Origin of the sequence: Cellulophaga sp. BC115SP (assembly GCF_009905545.1) — a bacterium.
Taxonomy (GTDB): domain Bacteria; phylum Bacteroidota; class Bacteroidia; order Cytophagales; family Spirosomataceae; genus Flectobacillus; species Flectobacillus rivi.
Map to the genome: position 1 here is coordinate 13,617 of NZ_JAAALB010000037.1, position 18,972 is coordinate 32,588.

The window sequence follows — 18,972 nt, forward strand, 5'->3', positions numbered from 1 at the left end:
GCTAGTCAAAACTGACTAGCCTTATTTTTTATATCGCAAATCGACGCGTTTCTATCCCTTGTGCTTCTACCTTGCATCTAAATATGTGTCCACTCATAGGATAAGTCAAAAGTTCACGCTCATCCAAGCCTTCTCTAGCGGTTGTAATCACCAATTCGTTAAAATCAGGACCTATCCAGTTACAAGAAGTTACATTCGGAACTGGAAGTTTTATTTCGGCCAGCTCCTCTCCTGTTTTTGAGTCAATACAAGCAACCCTAAAACCACCCCAGAACGCTACCCACAAATTACCCTCAGTGTCAATACACATTCCATCGGGTAGCTCATCACGATTTCGAGATTGATAAACCACCTTTTCTTTGGTCAATATCAGCGCATTTTGCTCGTTTATTTCAAATCTTCTAATATTTCGTTTAAGTGAATCTATAAAGAAAAAGTATTGCCCATCTTGGCTCCATGCCATACCATTCGAGATTCCTAACTTAGACAGCAAGTGTATTTGCTCTCCTGTGGGCGAAATACAGTATAAATTTCCTTCATTTCGCTGATTTTCGATTTGCATAGTACCCACCCATAATCGCCCTTGAGGGTCTATTTGTCCATCATTACACCTATTATAGACCAAATGAGTCTCCATTGGCTTCCACAACTCCAAATAACTAGTTTTGACATCATACCAACATAAACTACCCTGCAATCCCAAAAGTACCTTGTAAGGCGTATTTGTCAACGCTACCATACCTATACGCTTTGAGATAGCACTAAGATGGTGTACTTGAGTATTCAAACAATACCAGTTGATTGTTCGTCCTTCAATATCAACCCAATAAATCGCATTGGTAGACGAACACCATACAGGACCCTCTCCCAATCGACAGCTCGATTCTAATAGCAACTCAGCTTGATATACTTTTTTCATAGTCAGTTCGGATCTTCTAAACATTTTTGATGAGAGAATAGAGTTATACAATAATAGTTTTTTTCGCAGGCTATTTTGCGAAAAATCAAAGATATTTTTCAGAATGAACCTACTTATTTCTTACCAGATGTTAACCTAAGTAAAACTACCTGTAGCATTGTTATAACAAGCTTAATTTTGTACAATCGACAATCTTGTAAAAATACAATTAGTTAAGGAGAGAGAAAAATCATCGAAAATTCAGGCTATTTCCCATAATATATTCTTTATTGAGTGTGTATGCTAAATAAAAATAGCTGTAAATACATCAATTTTTCCAAACACTTTACTGCTATTAATGGTTACTTAATACACTGGCAATCAAGACATTTTCAGAAAGAAACACGGTAAATAAAATCTAAGAAAAATCATATTTTATTTTTTTGAGTAAATCTGCACCGTTTTTGTTCTTTTTATGTTAAAAAATTAGAAAGCCCTTAGATTTGAAATTTAAGGCATAATTTAATAGACTATTATAAAGAAAAAATATAAAGAGAACAAGAAAGTAATTATTATATGACAGGAATTGTGCAATTTTAAGATTATTTTTTTGTTACCTATTCGAATAAGTATAATATAACTAACGAGATAATTTTTTTTGTGAGAAATGCGTAAAAAATTAAAGAGTGCTGCCAACTATTCAGATGTTGTTTTGATTGGGGCAGGCGTTATGAGTGCGACGCTCGGGGTGTTGTTAAAAGAACTTCAACCTGATTTAAAAATTACTATTTTCGAACGTCTTGATTTGATTGCAGGAGAAAGTTCGGAAGCTTGGAACAACGCAGGTACAGGTCATGCCGCATTATGTGAGCTGAACTATACTCCTGAAAAACCAGACGGTAGTGTTGATGGATCTAAGGCGTTAAAAATTTATGATTCATTCCAACTTTCACGCCAATTCTGGTCATATTTAGTCGAAAAAAATATTCTTTCACCTGAGGATTTTATCCAATCTGTACCTCACATGAGTTTTGTTCATGGTGAAAAGAACGTAAGCTATCTTCGTAAGCGTTTTGATTTATTGACTCAATATCATGTTTTCAAAGATATGATTTATACCGAAAATCCAGAAGAAATTAAAAACTGGATTCCTTTGGTAATGGAAGGTCGCGATGAGAATCAACCTGTGGCAGCTACTTACACTGATGCAGGAACTGATGTCAACTTCGGAAATTTGACACGTATGTTGTTCGATCATTTGAAAAACATGGACGGTGTTAAAATCCGTTTGAAGCATGAAGTAACCGATTTAGAGCAATTAGAAGATGGAAACTGGTGTATTACTTTAGATAACCTTGCTACCAAAAAGCGTAACAAAAAGAAAATCTACGCAAGTTTTGTGTTTGTTGGTGCTGGTGGTGGTGCTTTACCATTATTAGAGAAATCTAAAATTGAAGAGGGTAAAGGTTTTGGAGGTTTCCCAGTAAGTGGACAATGGTTAAAGTGTAACAATCCTGAAGTTGTAGAACGCCACAATGCAAAAGTATATGGTAAGGCGGCGGTAGGTGCTCCTCCAATGTCTGTTCCACACTTAGACTCTCGTATGATCGATGGTCAGAAAGAACTTCTTTTTGGTCCTTATGCGGGCTTTACGACTCGCTTCTTGAAAGAAGGTTCATTATTAGACTTACCTTCTTCTATCAAGTTGAGTAATATAGTACCAATGATGCAAGCAGGTTTACAAAATATTGACCTGACTAAATATTTAATTGAACAAGTAAGACAATCACCAGAAGATCGTTTAGAAGCATTGAAAGAATACTTCCCGAACGCACGTATGGAGGATTGGGAATTGTTAGTAGCTGGACAACGTGTACAGGTAATCAAGAAAGACCCTGTAAAAGGTGGAGTACTTGAATTTGGTACTGAAATTGTAGCAGCTTCTGACGGTTCAATTGCGGCCTTATTAGGTGCCTCTCCTGGTGCTTCTACAGCCGTTGACATTATGTTGAAATTATTGGAACGTTGTTTCAACGAAGAGTATCATACAGAAGAATGGCAAAGTAAATTGAAAGCGATGATTCCTTCATTTGGTCAGTCTCTCATTAGTAACGATGAGTTATTTAACCAAATCAACCATTGGACCAATGATGTACTTGGTCTTAAATCGGCTGAATTAGCTTAATACTAGATACTATTTCTCACAAAAAAGCCTTTCCTTGTATCAAGGAAAGGCTTTTTTGTGTTGGCTTCTTTTGTTTCAAGTAAAGTTTGGAAACTGTCACAAAACAAAAAAGCCTAACTCATTGAGTTAGGCTTTGTCGGGATGGCAGGATTCGAACCTACGACCTCCTGCTCCCAAAGCAGGCGCGATACCGGACTACGCTACATCCCGAATTTTCTAAATTAACTTAACATTAATAAGAAAAGTATTTTGTTAAAAGATTCACGCTTCTGTTCATCTTATTCTCAGGTGTGATTCCGTCAGGATTCGAACCTGAGACCTACTGCTTAGAAGGCAGTTGCTCTATCCAGCTGAGCTACGGAACCGGAATAAAAAAGGATTCTGATTCCAGACGGAACTGAAAATTCACTTATGTCAATCTTCAAAATCCTAAATTATGGTCGGGATGGCAGGATTCGAACCTACGACCTCCTGCTCCCAAAGCAGGCGCGATACCGGACTACGCTACATCCCGAACTTTTGGCCATTCCACTTTAAAAGTGGCGGAGAGAGAGGGATTCGAACCCTCGGTACCGTTACCAGTACGACAGTTTAGCAAACTGTTCCTTTCGGCCTCTCAGGCATCTCTCCTTAACACTCAAAGTATCTCGTTAGATACCTTCCTTGTGTTTAGGTGATGCAAAGGTACGGCTTTTTTTGTTTAAGATGCAAGTCGAAAATGAAAAAAAAATGCTTTTTCTTGAAAGTTTTTCACAACACACACCATACAATTCTGATTAACAATTACTTAAAACAACTATTACAAAAGCACTTTTTTTGAAAGTTTTTTCAGCTAAAAACCACTTCTAGTTGTTTTTTAAGGCATTTTCAAATTTATCTAAGATTTAATATTTCAATCTAAAAGTTTATCGTCTACGTATATCTGAAAAATATAATCCATAAAAACTTTGAATTGCCTACAACATGAAAAAATCATTTCTACTATTCACACTTTGTGGGTTTGGGGGTATTATCTTTTTGAGCGCTTGCTTAAAAAATTCTGATGCCCAACCACTAGAAATCTTTAAGGTTTCTACGCTCTTCGTTTCAAATGCTGAAACAACAGTCAATGCAAAAAATCTACAATTATTCAAGCCGGCAGACTCTACGGTACTCGTTCCGAAGTTTGAACTAAACAACGGTGCACAGGATGCTAATGGTGTTCTATTTGTTGCCAGTAAAAAATTTTTATTTCAAGTTAGTCGTGCACAAAAAAGTATCAGACTTTACACCAATGCTTCTACTCTTTTTGAAGCCTCGTTACCCAATAATATCATCATTGACTCTACCCTATCGAGCGGAAGAGAAATTGCTTATGACGAGACAAATGATGCCCTATTCGTCGCCAACAATACAGATAGTACAATTAGAGTCTATGAAAAAGTATCGACTTTAAATGGCAAATATGTAGGAAAAAAACTTAAACTGAGTGGCGAGCCATGGGGAATTACCTACGATAAAAAGAACAACCGACTATTTGTTGTAATGGATAAAAATGCTCTTAGAATAGAAATATATAATAATCCTTCTGGTATAGAGGCTGGGAAAGTTACTGCTAGCCTCAGGTTTTTTATAAATGGTTATAAAATCAATGGCGCAACAGCACGATTGCATGGCATTGCCTATTCATCGCAAAGGGATATGCTATTTGTAACAGAGATAGGAAATGCTTCAGGTACGAATTTTGATAAAGATGGTGGTATTTATATTATAGACAAAGTATCTAAGATTACCAATAATAGCTCAATCCTTGCCAATAGAGCGATTTATGGCTCAAACACAGGCTTGGGTAACCCTGTAGACATTGCGATTGATGATCGTAATATAAAAGGGTTTATTTATGTGGCCGAAAAAGCCAATAAAAAGATTCTAGTTTTTGGATTTGGAGATAATGGGAATGTCGCTCCTATTCGGGGATATACTTCAACCTTTTCGCCTGAAGCTATTGATATTGATTATTGAGATTGCAGTCGTAAAAGTACTGTGGTAGCTAGTCATCAAACATGAGTCATCCCGAATTTAGCGAGTGAGTGATTATATAAAAATTTGTATTCAGTCGGTAGAGACGCCATGATTGCGTCTTAAGCAAAGTTATATCCAACATATTAGCATTAAAAAAGCGGTCGAAAATTATTTTCGACCGCTTTTTTAATGCTAATATACTAGTGAATCGTAAAATCAAAAGATAATTACTCATTCTTTCAATCAGAATTCACTCATCTTGAAATCATTACACAACTGAGAAGGTAGACACAGCCTTAGCCTCAAGAATAGAAGAACCTTGAAGATAAATATCTGCTTGACGAGCTGCTTCACGACCTTCAGAGATAGCCCAAACTACCAATGACTGACCACGACGCATATCACCTGCTGCAAACACTTTATCAACCGAAGTCTTATAATTCGTTGCTTTTACATTGCCTCTTTCGTCAAACTCAAGTCCTTTTTCTTCTAATTGAGCCAAAAGACCTTCACGTTGAGGATGTAAGAAACCAGCAGCGATAAGGGCTAATTCGCAAGGAACTTCACGCTCATTTGTATGAACCTGTTGAGCTTTACCGTCAACAACTTCCATAGCAATATCAGCAATTTTGATACCTTTTAAGTTACCATTACCATCACCCACATATTCTTTCACAGCAATTGACCAATGACGATCTGCTCCTTCTTCATGCGAAGTAGATGTACGCAACATCATTGGCCAGTTTGGCCAAGGTGTTTGTGTAGCACGCTCAGCAGGAGGCATTGGCATTACTTCTACTTGAGTCACAGACTTCGCTTTGTGACGGTTTGAAGTACCAACACAGTCTGAACCTGTGTCACCACCACCGATTACCACAACATTTTTGTCAGTAGCCAACAATTCACCATTTGCGTAAGCAGCACCACGGTGATCAAATTGACGATCAATACCAGCTACACGCTTGTTTTGTTGTGACAAGAACTCCATAGCAGGATAAATTCCTTTCAAGTCTGAACCTGGAATAGGCAACATTCTTGGAACTGTCGAACCACCAGCTAACATAATCAAATCGAAGTCTTCCAACAACTCATCACCTTTGATGTCAACACCAATATTGGTTGAAGTTTTGAAAACGATACCTTCTTCTTTCATTACCTCAACACGACGTTGAACTACCCATTTCTCTAATTTGAAATCTGGGATACCGTAGCGTAAAAGTCCACCAGCTTCATCAGCACGTTCAAACACGGTAACTGAGTGACCAGCTTTGTTCAATTGAGCAGCAGAAGCCAAACCAGCAGGTCCTGAACCAATAACTGCTACTTTTTTACCTGTTCTTTTTGCAGGAATATTTGGTTTTACTAAGCCATTTCCAAAAGCATATTCGATAATCGATTTCTCGATGTATTCGATCGTTACAGGAGGCTTGTTGATACCTAATACACAAGCAGCTTCACATGGTGCAGGACAGATACGACCTGTAAACTCAGGGAAGTTGTTGGTTGAAGATAAAATTTCGTATGCATAAGCCCAGTTTTGGTCATATACTGCATCGTTAAATTCTGGGATAATGTTGCCTAGTGGACAACCATTATGACAGAAAGGAACGCCACAGTCCATACAACGACTCGCTTGTGCAGTTATTTTTTCTGTAGTAAAATCAATATCTATTTCTTTGTAATCGCCAACACGTTCAGCGACTGGTCTTTTCTTTGGAGTTTCTCTTGTTACCTCTAAAAATCCGGTTGGTTTTCCCATTGTCTTAATTTGAAAATTTTAGGATTCGAAAGTCTGAAGATATTTTTTGAATACATCCAGACTTTCAAAATGGATTAGTGAGCAATTTCAACTTGGATGTCTTTGTACACCACATCTTTATTTTCAAGAACCTCAGCAACTGTAACGTTACGAGAAGCAAGTGCTTTCTTGAAGTCTTGCGGCATTACTTTAACAAATTGCGCAAGTGATTCAGACCAGTTGTCTAAGATTCCCTTAGCTACATCTGAGTTAGTGTATTGCAAGTGTTGTTCTACATATAGTTTCAAGATTGCCTCGTCTTCTTGAGTCAATTCTTCGATCGCTACCATTTCAGGGTTTACTTTAGAAGCAAAATCACCTTTAGCATTCAACACATACGCTACACCACCTGACATACCTGCTCCGAAGTTACGACCAGTATCGCCCAAAATCACGACCAATCCACCAGTCATATATTCGCAACCGTGGTCACCGATACCTTCTACCACTACTTTAGCACCAGAGTTACGTACGCAGAAACGCTCACCAGCCATACCACGTAAATAAGCTTCGCCTGAAGTAGCACCATAGAATGATACGTTACCTACTACTGAGTTTTCAGAAGGATTGAATGGCGCTTTTTTGTTTGGATAAACAATCAATTTTGCCCCACAAAGACCTTTACCGATGTAATCGTTAGCATCACCTTCTAATTCGAATGTAATACCATTTACAGAGAATGCTCCGAACGACTGACCAGCAGTACCTGTAAACTTGATATGGATTGTATCATTTGGTAAACCTTTCGCCCCATATACTTTCGTAATTTCGTTTGAAAGCATTGTACCAATTGTACGATTTACGTTGATTACTTCAAATTCACCGTAAACTTTCTCTTGATTTTCAATGGCTGGTTTAGCAACTTTCAATAAATCCCAGTCTACTTGTACATCCAAACCGTGATCTTGTTCTTCTTGTTTGTACAAGGCAACATCCAATGACATTGGTTGCTTGAACAAGATTGGAGAAAGGTCTAAATGTTTGTATTTCCAGTGTTGGATATTTTCTTTCATTTCTAGGCGATCCACTTGACCTACCATTTCATTCACAGTACGGAAACCAAGTTCAGCCATTAATTCACGGAACTCTTGTGCCAAGAAATAGAACAAGTTTACTACGTGATCTGGATTACCAGTGTACATTGCACGCAAGCGTGGGTCTTGAGTAGCTACCCCAACAGGACAAGTATTCAAGTGACACTTTCGCATCATGATACAACCTGCTGTAACTAATGCAGCTGTTGCTACACCAAATTCTTCAGCACCTAATAGGGCTGCGATAGCAAGGTCACGACCTGTTTTGATTTGACCATCCGTTTGTACAGTCACACGACCACGCAATTTGTTACGAACCAATGTTTGGTGAGTTTCAGCCAAACCAAGTTCCCAAGGTAAACCTGCGTGACGGATAGAAGAAAGTGGCGAAGCACCAGTACCTCCATCGTGACCTGCAATCAAGATATGGTCAGCGTGTGCCTTAGCAACACCCGCAGCGATTGTACCTACACCTGCCTCTGATACCAATTTCACTGAGATACGAGCAGCACGGTTTGCATTTTTAAGGTCAAAAATCAACTGTGCTAAGTCCTCAATTGAATAAATATCGTGGTGAGGAGGAGGCGAAATCAAACCTACACCTGGCGTTGAGTGACGAGTTTTACCAATCCAGTCATCTACTTTGTGACCTGGCAACTGACCACCTTCACCTGGCTTAGCTCCTTGAGCCATTTTGATTTGTAGCTCTTGTGCGTTTGTCAAATAGTGAGCAGTTACACCAAAACGACCGGATGCCACTTGCTTGATAGCAGAGTTCATCGAGTCACCGTTTGCCATTGGCTCAAAACGGATTGGGTCTTCACCACCTTCACCTGTATTTGATTTACCACCAATACGGTTCATGGCAATAGCCAATGTAGTGTGAGCTTCGTAAGAAATAGAACCGAATGACATAGCTCCTGTAGCAAAACGCTTGAAGATATTTTCGATTGGCTCAACCTCTTCGATTGGCACAGGAGTACCTTTCTTGAATTTCAACAATCCACGAAGCGTCATCGCTTTCTCAGTCTGATCATCAACGATCTTCGAGTACTTCTTAAACAACTGATAGTTGTTTGTTTTAGTAGATTGTTGTAATAAGTGGATTGTTTCAGGGTTAAACAAGTGAGCTTCACCACGGTGTTTCCATTGGTACACACCACCTACTTCTAGTTTTGGATTAGCTACTGGTTGTTCAGGATACCCATTTGTATGTTTGATTAGGGCTTCTTTTTGGATTCCTTCCAAATCAATACCACCAATACGAGATACAGCTCCAGAGAAATATTTATCAACTACTTCTTTTGCCAAACCAACGATTTCGAAGATTTGAGCACCTTGGTAAGATTGAAGTGTTGAAATACCCATTTTAGAGAAGATTTTCAACAACTCACCATTTACAGCTTTGATGTAGTTTTGTTGTAATTTTTCGTAAGGGTAATCTACTTGCAAAATACCTTTGTCTTTCATACCACGAATGGTTTCGAAAGCCATGTATGGGTTTACTGCCGAAGCACCAAAACCAATCAAGGTTGCAAAGTGATGTGTTTCCCAAACGTCACCAGCCTCAACGATAAGACCAACTTGTGCACGTTTGCCTTTACGAATCAAATGATGATGAACCGCTGCTGTAGCCAACAAAGATGGAATTGGTGCATGTGAGCTATCCACACCACGGTCGGTCAACAACAAGATTGCGTAGCCATCATCCACTGCATCTTCGGCATATTGACAAATTCTATCCAATGCACGTTTCAATTGTCCTTTCTCGCCATTAGCTCTGAAAGTTGTATGAATCGATTTAGTATGGAAGTTTTTGTGGTCAATCCAACGAATTTTCTCAATCTCAGCATTGGTTAATACTGGTTGACGAATTTCGATTTGACGACAGTGTTCTGGTGTTTCTTTCAACAAGTTTTTCAAGCCACCAATATCCGACAACAATGACATTACCGTACGTTCGCGGATAGGGTCAATTGGAGGGTTGGTTACTTGAGCAAACAATTGTTTGAAATAATATGATAAATGTTGCGCTTGGTCAGACAAAATCGCCAATGGAGTATCCACACCCATTGAGCCTAATGCCTCTTTACCAGTCTCAATCATCTGTGACAATACTACACGAAGATCTTCAGTAGTGAAGCCAAATACTTGTTGACGCAACAACAATTCTCTTTCGAATGGAGCACGGTACTCAGCTCCAGCAGCAGGAAGGTCTTCAACTTTAATTTTGTTAGCCTTCAACCATTCTCCATAAGGTTGTTGTTTACAGATTTTTTCTTTCAATTCATCGTCAGGAATGATACGACCTTGTTCCATATCAACGATGAACATTTTACCTGGTTGTAAACGACCTTTTTTGATAACTGTAGATTGGTCAATATCCAATACACCTGCTTCAGAAGCCATGATTACGAAGTCGTCGCTAGTTACCCAGAAACGAGATGGACGCAAACCGTTACGGTCAAGAGTCGCACCAATGATTTTACCATCTGTGAATGAGATAGAAGCTGGACCATCCCAAGGCTCCATCAAAGCAGCGTGGTATTCGTAGAAATCACGTTTGTAATCTTCAATATGTTCGTTGCCATCCCATGCTTCAGGAATCAACATCATCATTACATGAGGCAATGAACGACCAGATAAAGTCAATAATTCTACGGCGTTGTCAAGTACAGCTGAGTCAGACTGACCTAATTGACAAACTGGCAAAATCATTTCCATTTCTTCTTTGCTGAACAAATCAGACTGAAACAATGCCGACTGCGCTTGCATCCAAGAAGAGTTACCTTTTACAGTGTTGATCTCACCATTGTGACCCATATAGCGGAATGGTTGAGCCAAACGCCATTCTGGGAATGTATTTGTAGAGAAACGAGAGTGAACAATTGCCAAAGCAGATGTAAACTCATCACGGCGCAAATCATCAAAATAACCAGGTACTTGCATTGTAGTCAACATACCTTTGTAAATGATTGTGCGAGCCGAAAGTGAAGCATAGTAGAATTTACCTTCTACAGCTTTCACCGTTTCGTTAATTACTCTTGCAGTGTACTGACGGAAAACGTACAATTTGCGCTCAAATGTTAATTCATCTTGGTCTTCAGGACGTTTGATGAACAATTGTTCCATTTGAGGCTCTGTATTTCCAGATTCAGCACCTTGAATTTCAGAATTGTCACAAGGGACAACACGATAACCCAAAATTTCCAGACCTAACTTTTTAGCCTTTCGTGCAATGATTTCCTTACACTCGTTACGAGTAGTTTCATCTTTCGGAAAGAAAACCATACCGACGCCATAATCTAAGGCGGCCGGCAAATCGATGCCAAGTTTTGTACACTCTTCAAGGAAGAACTCGTGAGGAATTTGTACTAAAATACCAGCACCGTCACCAGAATTAGGGTCGCAGCCACAAGCTCCACGGTGGTCCATGCGAATAAGCATTTGAATTGCATCAGCCACTACTTTGTGTGACTTTCTACCTTTCATGTTCGCTACGAAACCGATACCACAAGCATCATGTTCGAATTCCTTGCGATACAACCCTTGATTATCAAAGTTAGTCATGGTAATGGGGTTTGTTTTTTTAAGTTTAAAATTTAACCTGTTCTAGGTAGCCTTTATTTATTATAGTGGTATTATTATCCTTCTTCTTTTGAAAAGTTGTAAATATTTTAGATGGTTTATTGACAAAATCAAAATTATTTCGTAAAATATTCTCCGACCTTTCTTCGTGATTATGGCTATATATACTTCACTCTATTTCGCTTTTACAAAGATATACAAAAAATTATTTGGATAAAATAGCATTTTGCCGAATAATCATCTGTATTGAACAAAATCAAGTTTTTGCAAAAAATATTCTTAGTTAGATACAATTCACAAGCGTATAAGTATTTTTACAAAAATCCGATTTTATGATACCTATTTATGACAATTTAGCAGTATTTACTCAAATTACCCTGAAAATTAAAACCTATTTTATAGAATTTTACAAAAAAATAACGCAAAATAGCTTTTTTCAAAACATATCTATTTTTACAAAAAAAACCTTCTTTTTTTTTCACAGAATACCTTTAAATCCCCTTTTTAGGTGTGTTTTAGGCTTCATTTTATGATTAAATTTTAATCTATAAATCATATAGATTAAATAATCTTTTGTTCTTAAAATAGACGAATGATTGATTTTTTTCTGCCAATAATAAAATCTTAAATTATTCAATGTAAAAGGTCAGGATTTTGTATCTTAATACGATTTGAGGGTAATGATGAAGTGAAAACAGGAATCGTTAATAACTAGGCTTACAAGTACTTATCAGAAAAATACTTAAACGGTGGCAACCTTTCATCTACACAAACTGTCGTATAGTTGAATAGTTTTTGTATCTAACAAATTACTTGTAATTTACATAAACTCTTCGAATATTACAATCTCTTACCTTAGATTATCATTATTCCTAGTCTTATTTAACTCGAAACTACAACAACTTATGAAGAAAGCTTTACTGTGTATTTTTTTACTGTTGGGATACTTACAAGGGCGAGCAACTCACATTGTGGGAGGAGATATTGATCTGCAACGAATAAATGACCAAGGTTTCACTCATAGACTCTCTCTAAATTTATATTTTGATGCGATCAATGGCCAACCTGGAGCCTTAGACCAGACTGTCACTTTAGGCTTTTTCAGAAAAAAAGATAATGTTGCTATGGGATTCGTTGAGGTACCTATAATTCAAAATAACCAAATTCCTTATACCAATCCTGACTGTGCAGAGTATGGAAATGTAAGAACTAAATTGATTAAGTATTCTACCTTAATAACGTTAATAACTTCCACGTTCAATGACCCTGAAGGGTATTACATCGTATGGGATAGGTGTTGTAGAAATGATGTTATATCGAATATTATAAACCCTGGACGTACTTCCTCGCTTTTCTATACTGAGTTTCCTGCTATTTCTGCCAATAATAGGGAGTTCATTAATTCAACGCCAAAATTCAAAGACTTATCAGGCGACTATATTTGTATCAATAGACCGTTTAATTTTGATTTTAGCGCTACAGATGCAGACGGAGACAGTCTAGTATATAGTATCGTAAGTCCTCTTGCTGGCTTTAGCTCTGTACAATCTCCTAACCCACAATTTCCAACAGGAAGTTTTAATTACCCTCATGTTACGTGGGCATCTGGGTACTCCAATAGTAATGCTATTCCGGGTAATCCTGCCTTGAGTGTCAATAACCGTACAGGGCGCTTATCGGTTACTGCTAATCAATTGGGATTATTTGTTTTTTCGGTGAAAGTGGAGGAATACAGGGCGGGAAAAAGAATAGGTTATGCGCTACGAGATTTTCAATTAAAAGTAGTGGATTGTCCTATTAATAACGCTCCAATTAGCTTTGCCAAACTTAAAGGTAGTTCAAAAAAGATTGGTAAAGACGAGATTATCACAATTCCCAATACTCAAAAAAATGCCTGTTTTGAGCTATTCTTTACAGACCCTAATCCTTACACTCAACTGCGTCTTAAAGCCGTTGGACAGAATTTTTCTGATAAAGGTTTTGCCAATATTCCTATTGCCTATAATATTCTGTCCACTGCTGATACGTTGAAAGCAGAAATTTGCTTAGATGAATGTTCGCAAAGCTTTGATGGAAAACCCTTAGTCTTTCAAATATTCACAAGTGATAATGGTTGTCCGCAATCCTTGAGTGATACGCTCACAGTCAAAGTGTACCGTCAACCTCGTGATAATAGTAAACCTGTGATTAGCACCGATGCTATCAGTAAAACCTTGACTGCTTCTATTAATTCAACTCTTTCGTATAATATCTTCGGTAAAGATGTTGATGTAGACTCATTAACTTTACGAGCAGTAGGGCGAGGTTTTACATTGTCACAAGCAGGTATTACCTTCAATGGTGGCACGGGTGTCGGAAATATCCAGTCGCCTTTTACATGGAAACCACTTTGTGACCAGATTCGAACGACTGATTATTTGGTCGACTTTATAGTTTCGGATAGATATTGTAATAGAAGTAAAAGTGATACCTTAACGATTGCCTTTAAGCCCACTCCTATCGTTTCGAACAAACCGCACGTGAGCACAACCTTAAAAGACCAAAATATTACGGTTGTATTGGATGGGGAAAATGCTACACCATTAAATTTTGATGTGAATGCAAAAGATCCTGACAGCGACCCTATCCAGCTTTATGGTATTGGACAAGGATTCAATTTGGGAAGTGTTGGGATTATCTGGAGTAATAAAAATGGGATAGCCTCACTTACTTCACCATTTCAATGGAATCTTTCTTGCGAATTATTAGGTCAGGAAAAAGAAAAAACATTCGTTATCAATTTCGTAACAGAGGATAATTCGTGCAGTCCCATGCGTTTTGATACGACCAAAGTCACGGTTTTAGTCAAAAACAAAGAAACAGCCTATACATTTACGCCGCCTAACGTCATTACGCCTAATGGGGATGGTAAAAATGATTCGTTTACGATTACAAATCTTCCAGAAAACTCATGCTTTGATAAATTTGAATATATTCAAGTATTTAATCGTTGGGGACAACAAGTGTATCAGTCTTATGATAGAAAATTTGAGTGGTTTGCCGATGAAATCGTAAGTGGGGATTATTATTACCTTTTAAAATTTACACGGCAAAACTTCAAAGGTTGGATAAGTGTATTAAAATGAGGCATCTATTAGCGGCATTCGAATAACAATTTCGAATGCCGTTATTTTTTAATCATACCAAATCTCTAAAGTCTATCGACATTCCATCTTCTCCTAGAATGGTATTATGAAAAACTTGTTTTGCTTCATCTATAAATGGCGTAAGGTCTTTGTATCTAGACGAGAAATGTCCTATCAATAAGTTTTTCACACCAGCTTCCTTAGCAATTTGCCCAGCTTGATAAGCGGTAGAATGGCAAGTTTCCTTAGCTCTTTCTACCAATTCATGTAAAAAGGTGGTTTCGTGATAAAGTAATTTGACCCCTTTGATAATTGGTAAAATAGCAGGATGATAAGCCGTATCAGTACAAAAAGCATAACTATCTGGCGCAGGTCCTTTGATTGTGTAATAGTCGCATGAGTACAATACTTCACCATTGTCATCTAGCACATCTTGCCCATCTTTGAGGCATTTGATTTGTTCAATACTTATATGTGATGGCAATAGTTCCTTCAGAATTTTGTGTGGTTTTTCTTTTTCTTCAATCAAAAAACCACAACATGGCACTCGATGAACCAAGGGAATTGTCGTGACCTTCACATAATCGTTTTCCATTAAGAGGTAGGACTCTTCGGAACGAGTTTCCTCAAAATGTACTTTGAAATTAAGACGTGTATCCGAATATTTCATTTGAAGAGTCAGCACTTCAGCAAGACCTTTGGGACCATAGATATACAAATCGTCAACTCTATGATGCATGTTAAGTGTTGACAACAAACCTATTAACCCAAAGAAATGGTCGCCATGAAGGTGAGTAATAAAAATATATTTGATACGAGTGGCCTTGAGTTTGAAACGAAGTAATTGCGTCTGGGTAGCCTCTCCACAATCAAACAAATACCCTTCTTGTTCCACCATCAAAAAGTGGGAAGTTGCATTACGCGTTACTACTGGGTTGGCAGAACCCGTACCTAGGATAGTAAGATGGAAACTCAAATTGTTATAATTTTAAATTACTGGTAAACAAAATAATTAAGTAATAAAGCACTTTTTACGCTCTAGGCTTTATGCCGTAGGCTAAAAGTTGAATAGTATTTCTCATGAAATAGTTGAAGCTTTTTGCCTAATGCTTACTGTTTAGTGCCTTAAGCTTATTAATGCAAAATAAGATTGCACTAATAAACTTTAGGGTTCAATATAAAAAAAAACCTTATCAGACTAACGTCTAATAAGGTTTTTTTGTTCGAAAAACAGCAAAAATACCCTTTGATGAATACTTTTAAGTCTTTGTATTATACAATTTGATTAATAATCTTCTTCGCTTTCACTGTATTCGCCACCGCCAAACTCATCTTCGTCCTCTGATTGGAAATCATTTTCGAGTTCGTTCAAGAAAACGGCATCAATTGCTTCCTGAACTGTTGGCATGATAGTCAAATCCTCGATTTTGGCACGATCTAATTGGTCGATAATTTCATCATTTTTAGTTACAATGATGAACAAACCTAACTCGTTTAAACAGATTTTATTGCCTTTACGAATTACCGAAACGCCATGACCATCTAATTCGACAATTTCATCAAATTTTACGATAACATTTCCGTAACCAGCACGGAAAAGTTGACGGATAATATTTTCGAAATCAGCGTGATTTTCTTGAGTTAAAGCTGTTTCGTTAAGTTCGATAAGAGCGTATTGCTCGTTTTTTTCAATCTTAAAATTCATCTTTTTACTACTTTATATAATCGCAGTAGATTTTTTTTGGAATTAAATATGCTTTAGGGACTTGCCCCTAGTTTGTATGCTTGAAGGAATAAGTGTCACAAAACGGGTGTCTTTTCAGAGACATTCACTTCGCATGACCTACCTGCAAATGCTGTGCAATTTAGTAATTTTCACGAAAAATATTTGTACTTATAACTACAAATAAGCTCCTGCAAAACAAGAGCTTATTCAAGTACAATTTATTACTAAAATTTTTAAAATTTCTTGCTACTATTATCTGTTTGCTAAGAACGTCAATACATTTTTTTCAACTCTTTCTAAAACATTATCAGTCACAGATTTTTCGAAAGCTTTGCCTGTAACTTTTTCAAAAAGCTCGATATAACGTTCTGATATTTGGTTTACCCATTCAGGAGTCATTTCAGGAACTGTTTGTCCTTCTTTTCCTTGAAAATTATTAGCAATCAACCATTCACGAACAAATTCTTTTGAAAGTTGTTTCTGAGATTCGCCGCTTGCTTGTCTTTCAGCATAGTCATCAGCATAAAAATAACGTGATGAATCAGGCGTGTGAATTTCGTCAATCAGTACAATTTTGCCGTCGATCTTACCGAACTCATATTTTGTATCAACCAAAATCAAACCTTGTTCGGCAGCCATTTGCGTACCTTTTTCAAACAATGCCAAAGTATATTGCTCTAACTGAACATAATCCTCCTCGCTTACTAATCCTTTAGCAAGGATATCTTCACGAGAAATATCTTCGTCGTGACCCTCGTGAGCTTTGGTGGTTGGTGTAATAATTGGCTGAGGCAATTTGTCATTTTCTTTCAATCCTTCAGGCAATGTTACTCCACAAAGCGTACGAAGTCCTGACTTGTAAGTACGTGCTGCATGACCTGCTAAGTACCCACGCACGACCATTTCAACAGGAAAAGCTTCGCATTTTAGACCCGCACTTACATTAGGATCTGGCACTGCTAATAACCAGTTTGGAACAATCGATTGTGTAGCTTTCAAGAAATGTTCAGCGATTTGGTTCAATACCTGTCCTTTAAAAGGAATCGCTTCTGGAAGCACTACATCAAAAGCTGAAATACGGTCAGAAGCCACCATTACAAGGAGGTCCTCAAACGAATATACATCTCTTACTTTACCTTTGTAAAAGCCCGTTTGGTTGGGAAAATTGAAATTGGTACTTTTTATTACGTTCATTTTATATTGGGTAGTATTAAAAACATCTAAGTTAGTGGACATTTTACCCGATTTAGGCTCTAAGCAATATACCTTAAGCTAAAAGTGAAGCAAGCATTCTGTTATTTCACGAAAAATACTTTTGAACTTCTAGCTTAGGGCATAAAGACTAATGCTTATTGCAGATAAAACGAATTTTATTTGATGCACTAAATTTTTTGTTTAAAACCTCTACCGATTGAAGTTACATTTTTTCGATCACAATAGCCGAAGCACCGCCACCACCATTGCAAATACCTGCTGCACCAATACGACCACCTTTATGTGTTAAGGCACTTATCAAAGTTGTCACAATGCGCGCACCCGAAGCCCCCAGTGGATGACCCAATGAAACGGCACCACCCAAAACATTGATTTTATGTTGTGGAATATCCAACAATTTTTCAAATGCCAAAGGTACAACAGCAAACGCTTCGTTTACTTCAAACAAATCAACTTCTTCTTTGATAAGCCCTGCCATACGAATCGCTTTGGGCACTGCCACGGTTGGCGTTGTTGTAAACCATGCAGGTTCTTGTTCGGCATCAGCAAAGCCAATAATTTTTGCTAATGGAGTCAATTTGAGTTTTTCAGCTTTCTTTTTTGACATTAAAACTAGCGCAGCAGCACCATCATTCAACGTAGAAGCATTGGCTGCGGTAACTGTTCCCTTTTTCTCAAAAGCGGGTTTTAAGTTAGGGATTTTCTCAAAATTGACATTCTTATATTCTTCATCCTCCGAAATCGTTACGACTCCTTTACGAGTTTGGACTTCAACAGGGATAATCTCGTCTGCAAAATAACCTTTTTGTGTAGCCTCAGCGCTGCGGCGGTATGACTCAATCGCAAAATCATCTTGATCTTCGCGCGTGATACCGTATTTACGAGCAGTTTTGTCTGCAAAGATACCCATTGCACAATCATCATAGGCATCTGAAAGACCATCTTTTTCGAGACCATCGACCAAAGTACTTGAGCCGTATTTATAGCCAAAGCGAGCGCGTGGTACATAATATGGAGCATTAGACATACTTTCCATACCTCCAGCCACGATTACATCTGCCATTCCGAGCATGATACTTTGTGCTGCAAAGATAATGGCTTTTGCGCCAGATGCACACACTTTGTTGATAGTTGTACAACGTGTTTCGTGTGGGAGACCAGCTTTGAGTGCCGCTATACGTGCAGGAGCTTGTCCTAAGTTTGCAGAAATAACGTTACCCATAAGTACCTCTTCTACTAGCTCTGGTTTGATTCCAGCTCTTTCAACTGCGCCCTTTATGGCAATACTGCCCAAATCTGTTGCCGATAAACTCGATAAAGCTCCGCCAAAACTTCCGATAGGAGTTCTAACGGCTGAGACGATATACACTTCTTGCATAATAAAGTTAAAGTTTGGTATTGT

10 protein-coding genes and 4 tRNA genes are annotated in these 18,972 nt (G+C 37.9%); 3 read left to right on the plus strand and 11 right to left on the minus strand.

Annotation, left to right across the window (positions count from 1 at the left end):
- Positions 1 to 28: 28 nt before the first annotated feature.
- Complete coding sequence (locus tag GVN22_RS20630) at positions 29 to 919, minus strand: SMP-30/gluconolactonase/LRE family protein (protein WP_166552906.1); 891 nt, start codon at positions 917 to 919, stop codon at positions 29 to 31.
- Positions 920 to 1,565: 646 nt separating this feature from the next.
- On the opposite strand from GVN22_RS20630, the gene GVN22_RS20635 reads away from it, so the two are divergent.
- Positions 1,566 to 3,083: a malate:quinone oxidoreductase gene (locus tag GVN22_RS20635; RefSeq protein WP_166552907.1), complete on the plus strand. Its 1,518-nt coding sequence runs from the start codon at positions 1,566 to 1,568 to the stop codon at positions 3,081 to 3,083.
- A 136-nt stretch (positions 3,084 to 3,219) separates the two neighbouring features.
- On the opposite strand, the gene GVN22_RS20640 is transcribed toward GVN22_RS20635, so the two are convergent.
- From GVN22_RS20640 to GVN22_RS20655, 4 genes are all read right to left on the minus strand, one after another.
- Positions 3,220 to 3,293 (minus strand) — tRNA-Pro (locus GVN22_RS20640).
- 81 nt (positions 3,294 to 3,374) lie between these two features.
- Positions 3,375 to 3,448: transfer RNA gene (locus GVN22_RS20645), tRNA-Arg, on the minus strand.
- 72 nt (positions 3,449 to 3,520) lie between these two features.
- Positions 3,521 to 3,597, minus strand: a tRNA-Pro gene (locus tag GVN22_RS20650).
- 26 nt (positions 3,598 to 3,623) lie between these two features.
- Positions 3,624 to 3,713, minus strand: a tRNA-Ser gene (locus GVN22_RS20655).
- Positions 3,714 to 4,046: 333 nt separating this feature from the next.
- Between GVN22_RS20655 and GVN22_RS20660 the strand changes: the two genes are divergently transcribed.
- A complete protein-coding gene (locus GVN22_RS20660) occupies positions 4,047 to 5,084 on the plus strand; it encodes a hypothetical protein (protein WP_166552908.1) in 1,038 nt (345 codons plus the stop codon).
- Between the two features lie 268 nt (positions 5,085 to 5,352).
- On the opposite strand, the gene GVN22_RS20665 is transcribed toward GVN22_RS20660, so the two are convergent.
- Positions 5,353 to 6,843, minus strand: coding sequence for a glutamate synthase subunit beta (locus tag GVN22_RS20665; RefSeq protein WP_166552909.1), 1,491 nt, complete (start codon positions 6,841 to 6,843; stop codon positions 5,353 to 5,355).
- A 74-nt stretch (positions 6,844 to 6,917) separates the two neighbouring features.
- Complete coding sequence (gene gltB, locus GVN22_RS20670; protein ID WP_166552910.1) at positions 6,918 to 11,486, minus strand: glutamate synthase large subunit; 4,569 nt, start codon at positions 11,484 to 11,486, stop codon at positions 6,918 to 6,920.
- Positions 11,487 to 12,409: 923 nt separating this feature from the next.
- Here gltB and GVN22_RS27910 point away from each other — a divergent pair.
- Complete coding sequence (locus GVN22_RS27910) at positions 12,410 to 14,629, plus strand: gliding motility-associated C-terminal domain-containing protein (RefSeq protein ID WP_166552911.1); 2,220 nt, start codon at positions 12,410 to 12,412, stop codon at positions 14,627 to 14,629.
- 52 nt (positions 14,630 to 14,681) lie between these two features.
- Here the strand turns inward: GVN22_RS27910 and GVN22_RS20680 are convergent, their stop codons facing one another.
- From GVN22_RS20680 to GVN22_RS20695, 4 genes are all read right to left on the minus strand, one after another.
- Entirely contained in the window at positions 14,682 to 15,605 is a 924-nt protein-coding gene (locus GVN22_RS20680; RefSeq protein ID WP_166552912.1) for a ribonuclease Z, read from the minus strand.
- 309 nt (positions 15,606 to 15,914) lie between these two features.
- Positions 15,915 to 16,334, minus strand: coding sequence for an anti-anti-sigma factor (locus tag GVN22_RS20685; RefSeq protein ID WP_095163487.1), 420 nt, complete (start codon positions 16,332 to 16,334; stop codon positions 15,915 to 15,917).
- 273 nt (positions 16,335 to 16,607) lie between these two features.
- Positions 16,608 to 17,591 carry a phosphoribosylaminoimidazolesuccinocarboxamide synthase gene (locus GVN22_RS20690; protein WP_240915729.1) on the minus strand — a complete coding sequence of 328 codons (984 nt, stop codon included), beginning with the start codon at positions 17,589 to 17,591 and terminating at the stop codon, positions 16,608 to 16,610.
- Positions 17,592 to 17,772: 181 nt separating this feature from the next.
- Positions 17,773 to 18,948 carry an acetyl-CoA C-acyltransferase gene (locus GVN22_RS20695; RefSeq protein ID WP_166552913.1) on the minus strand — a complete coding sequence of 392 codons (1,176 nt, stop codon included), beginning with the start codon at positions 18,946 to 18,948 and terminating at the stop codon, positions 17,773 to 17,775.
- Positions 18,949 to 18,972 lie beyond the last annotated feature (24 nt).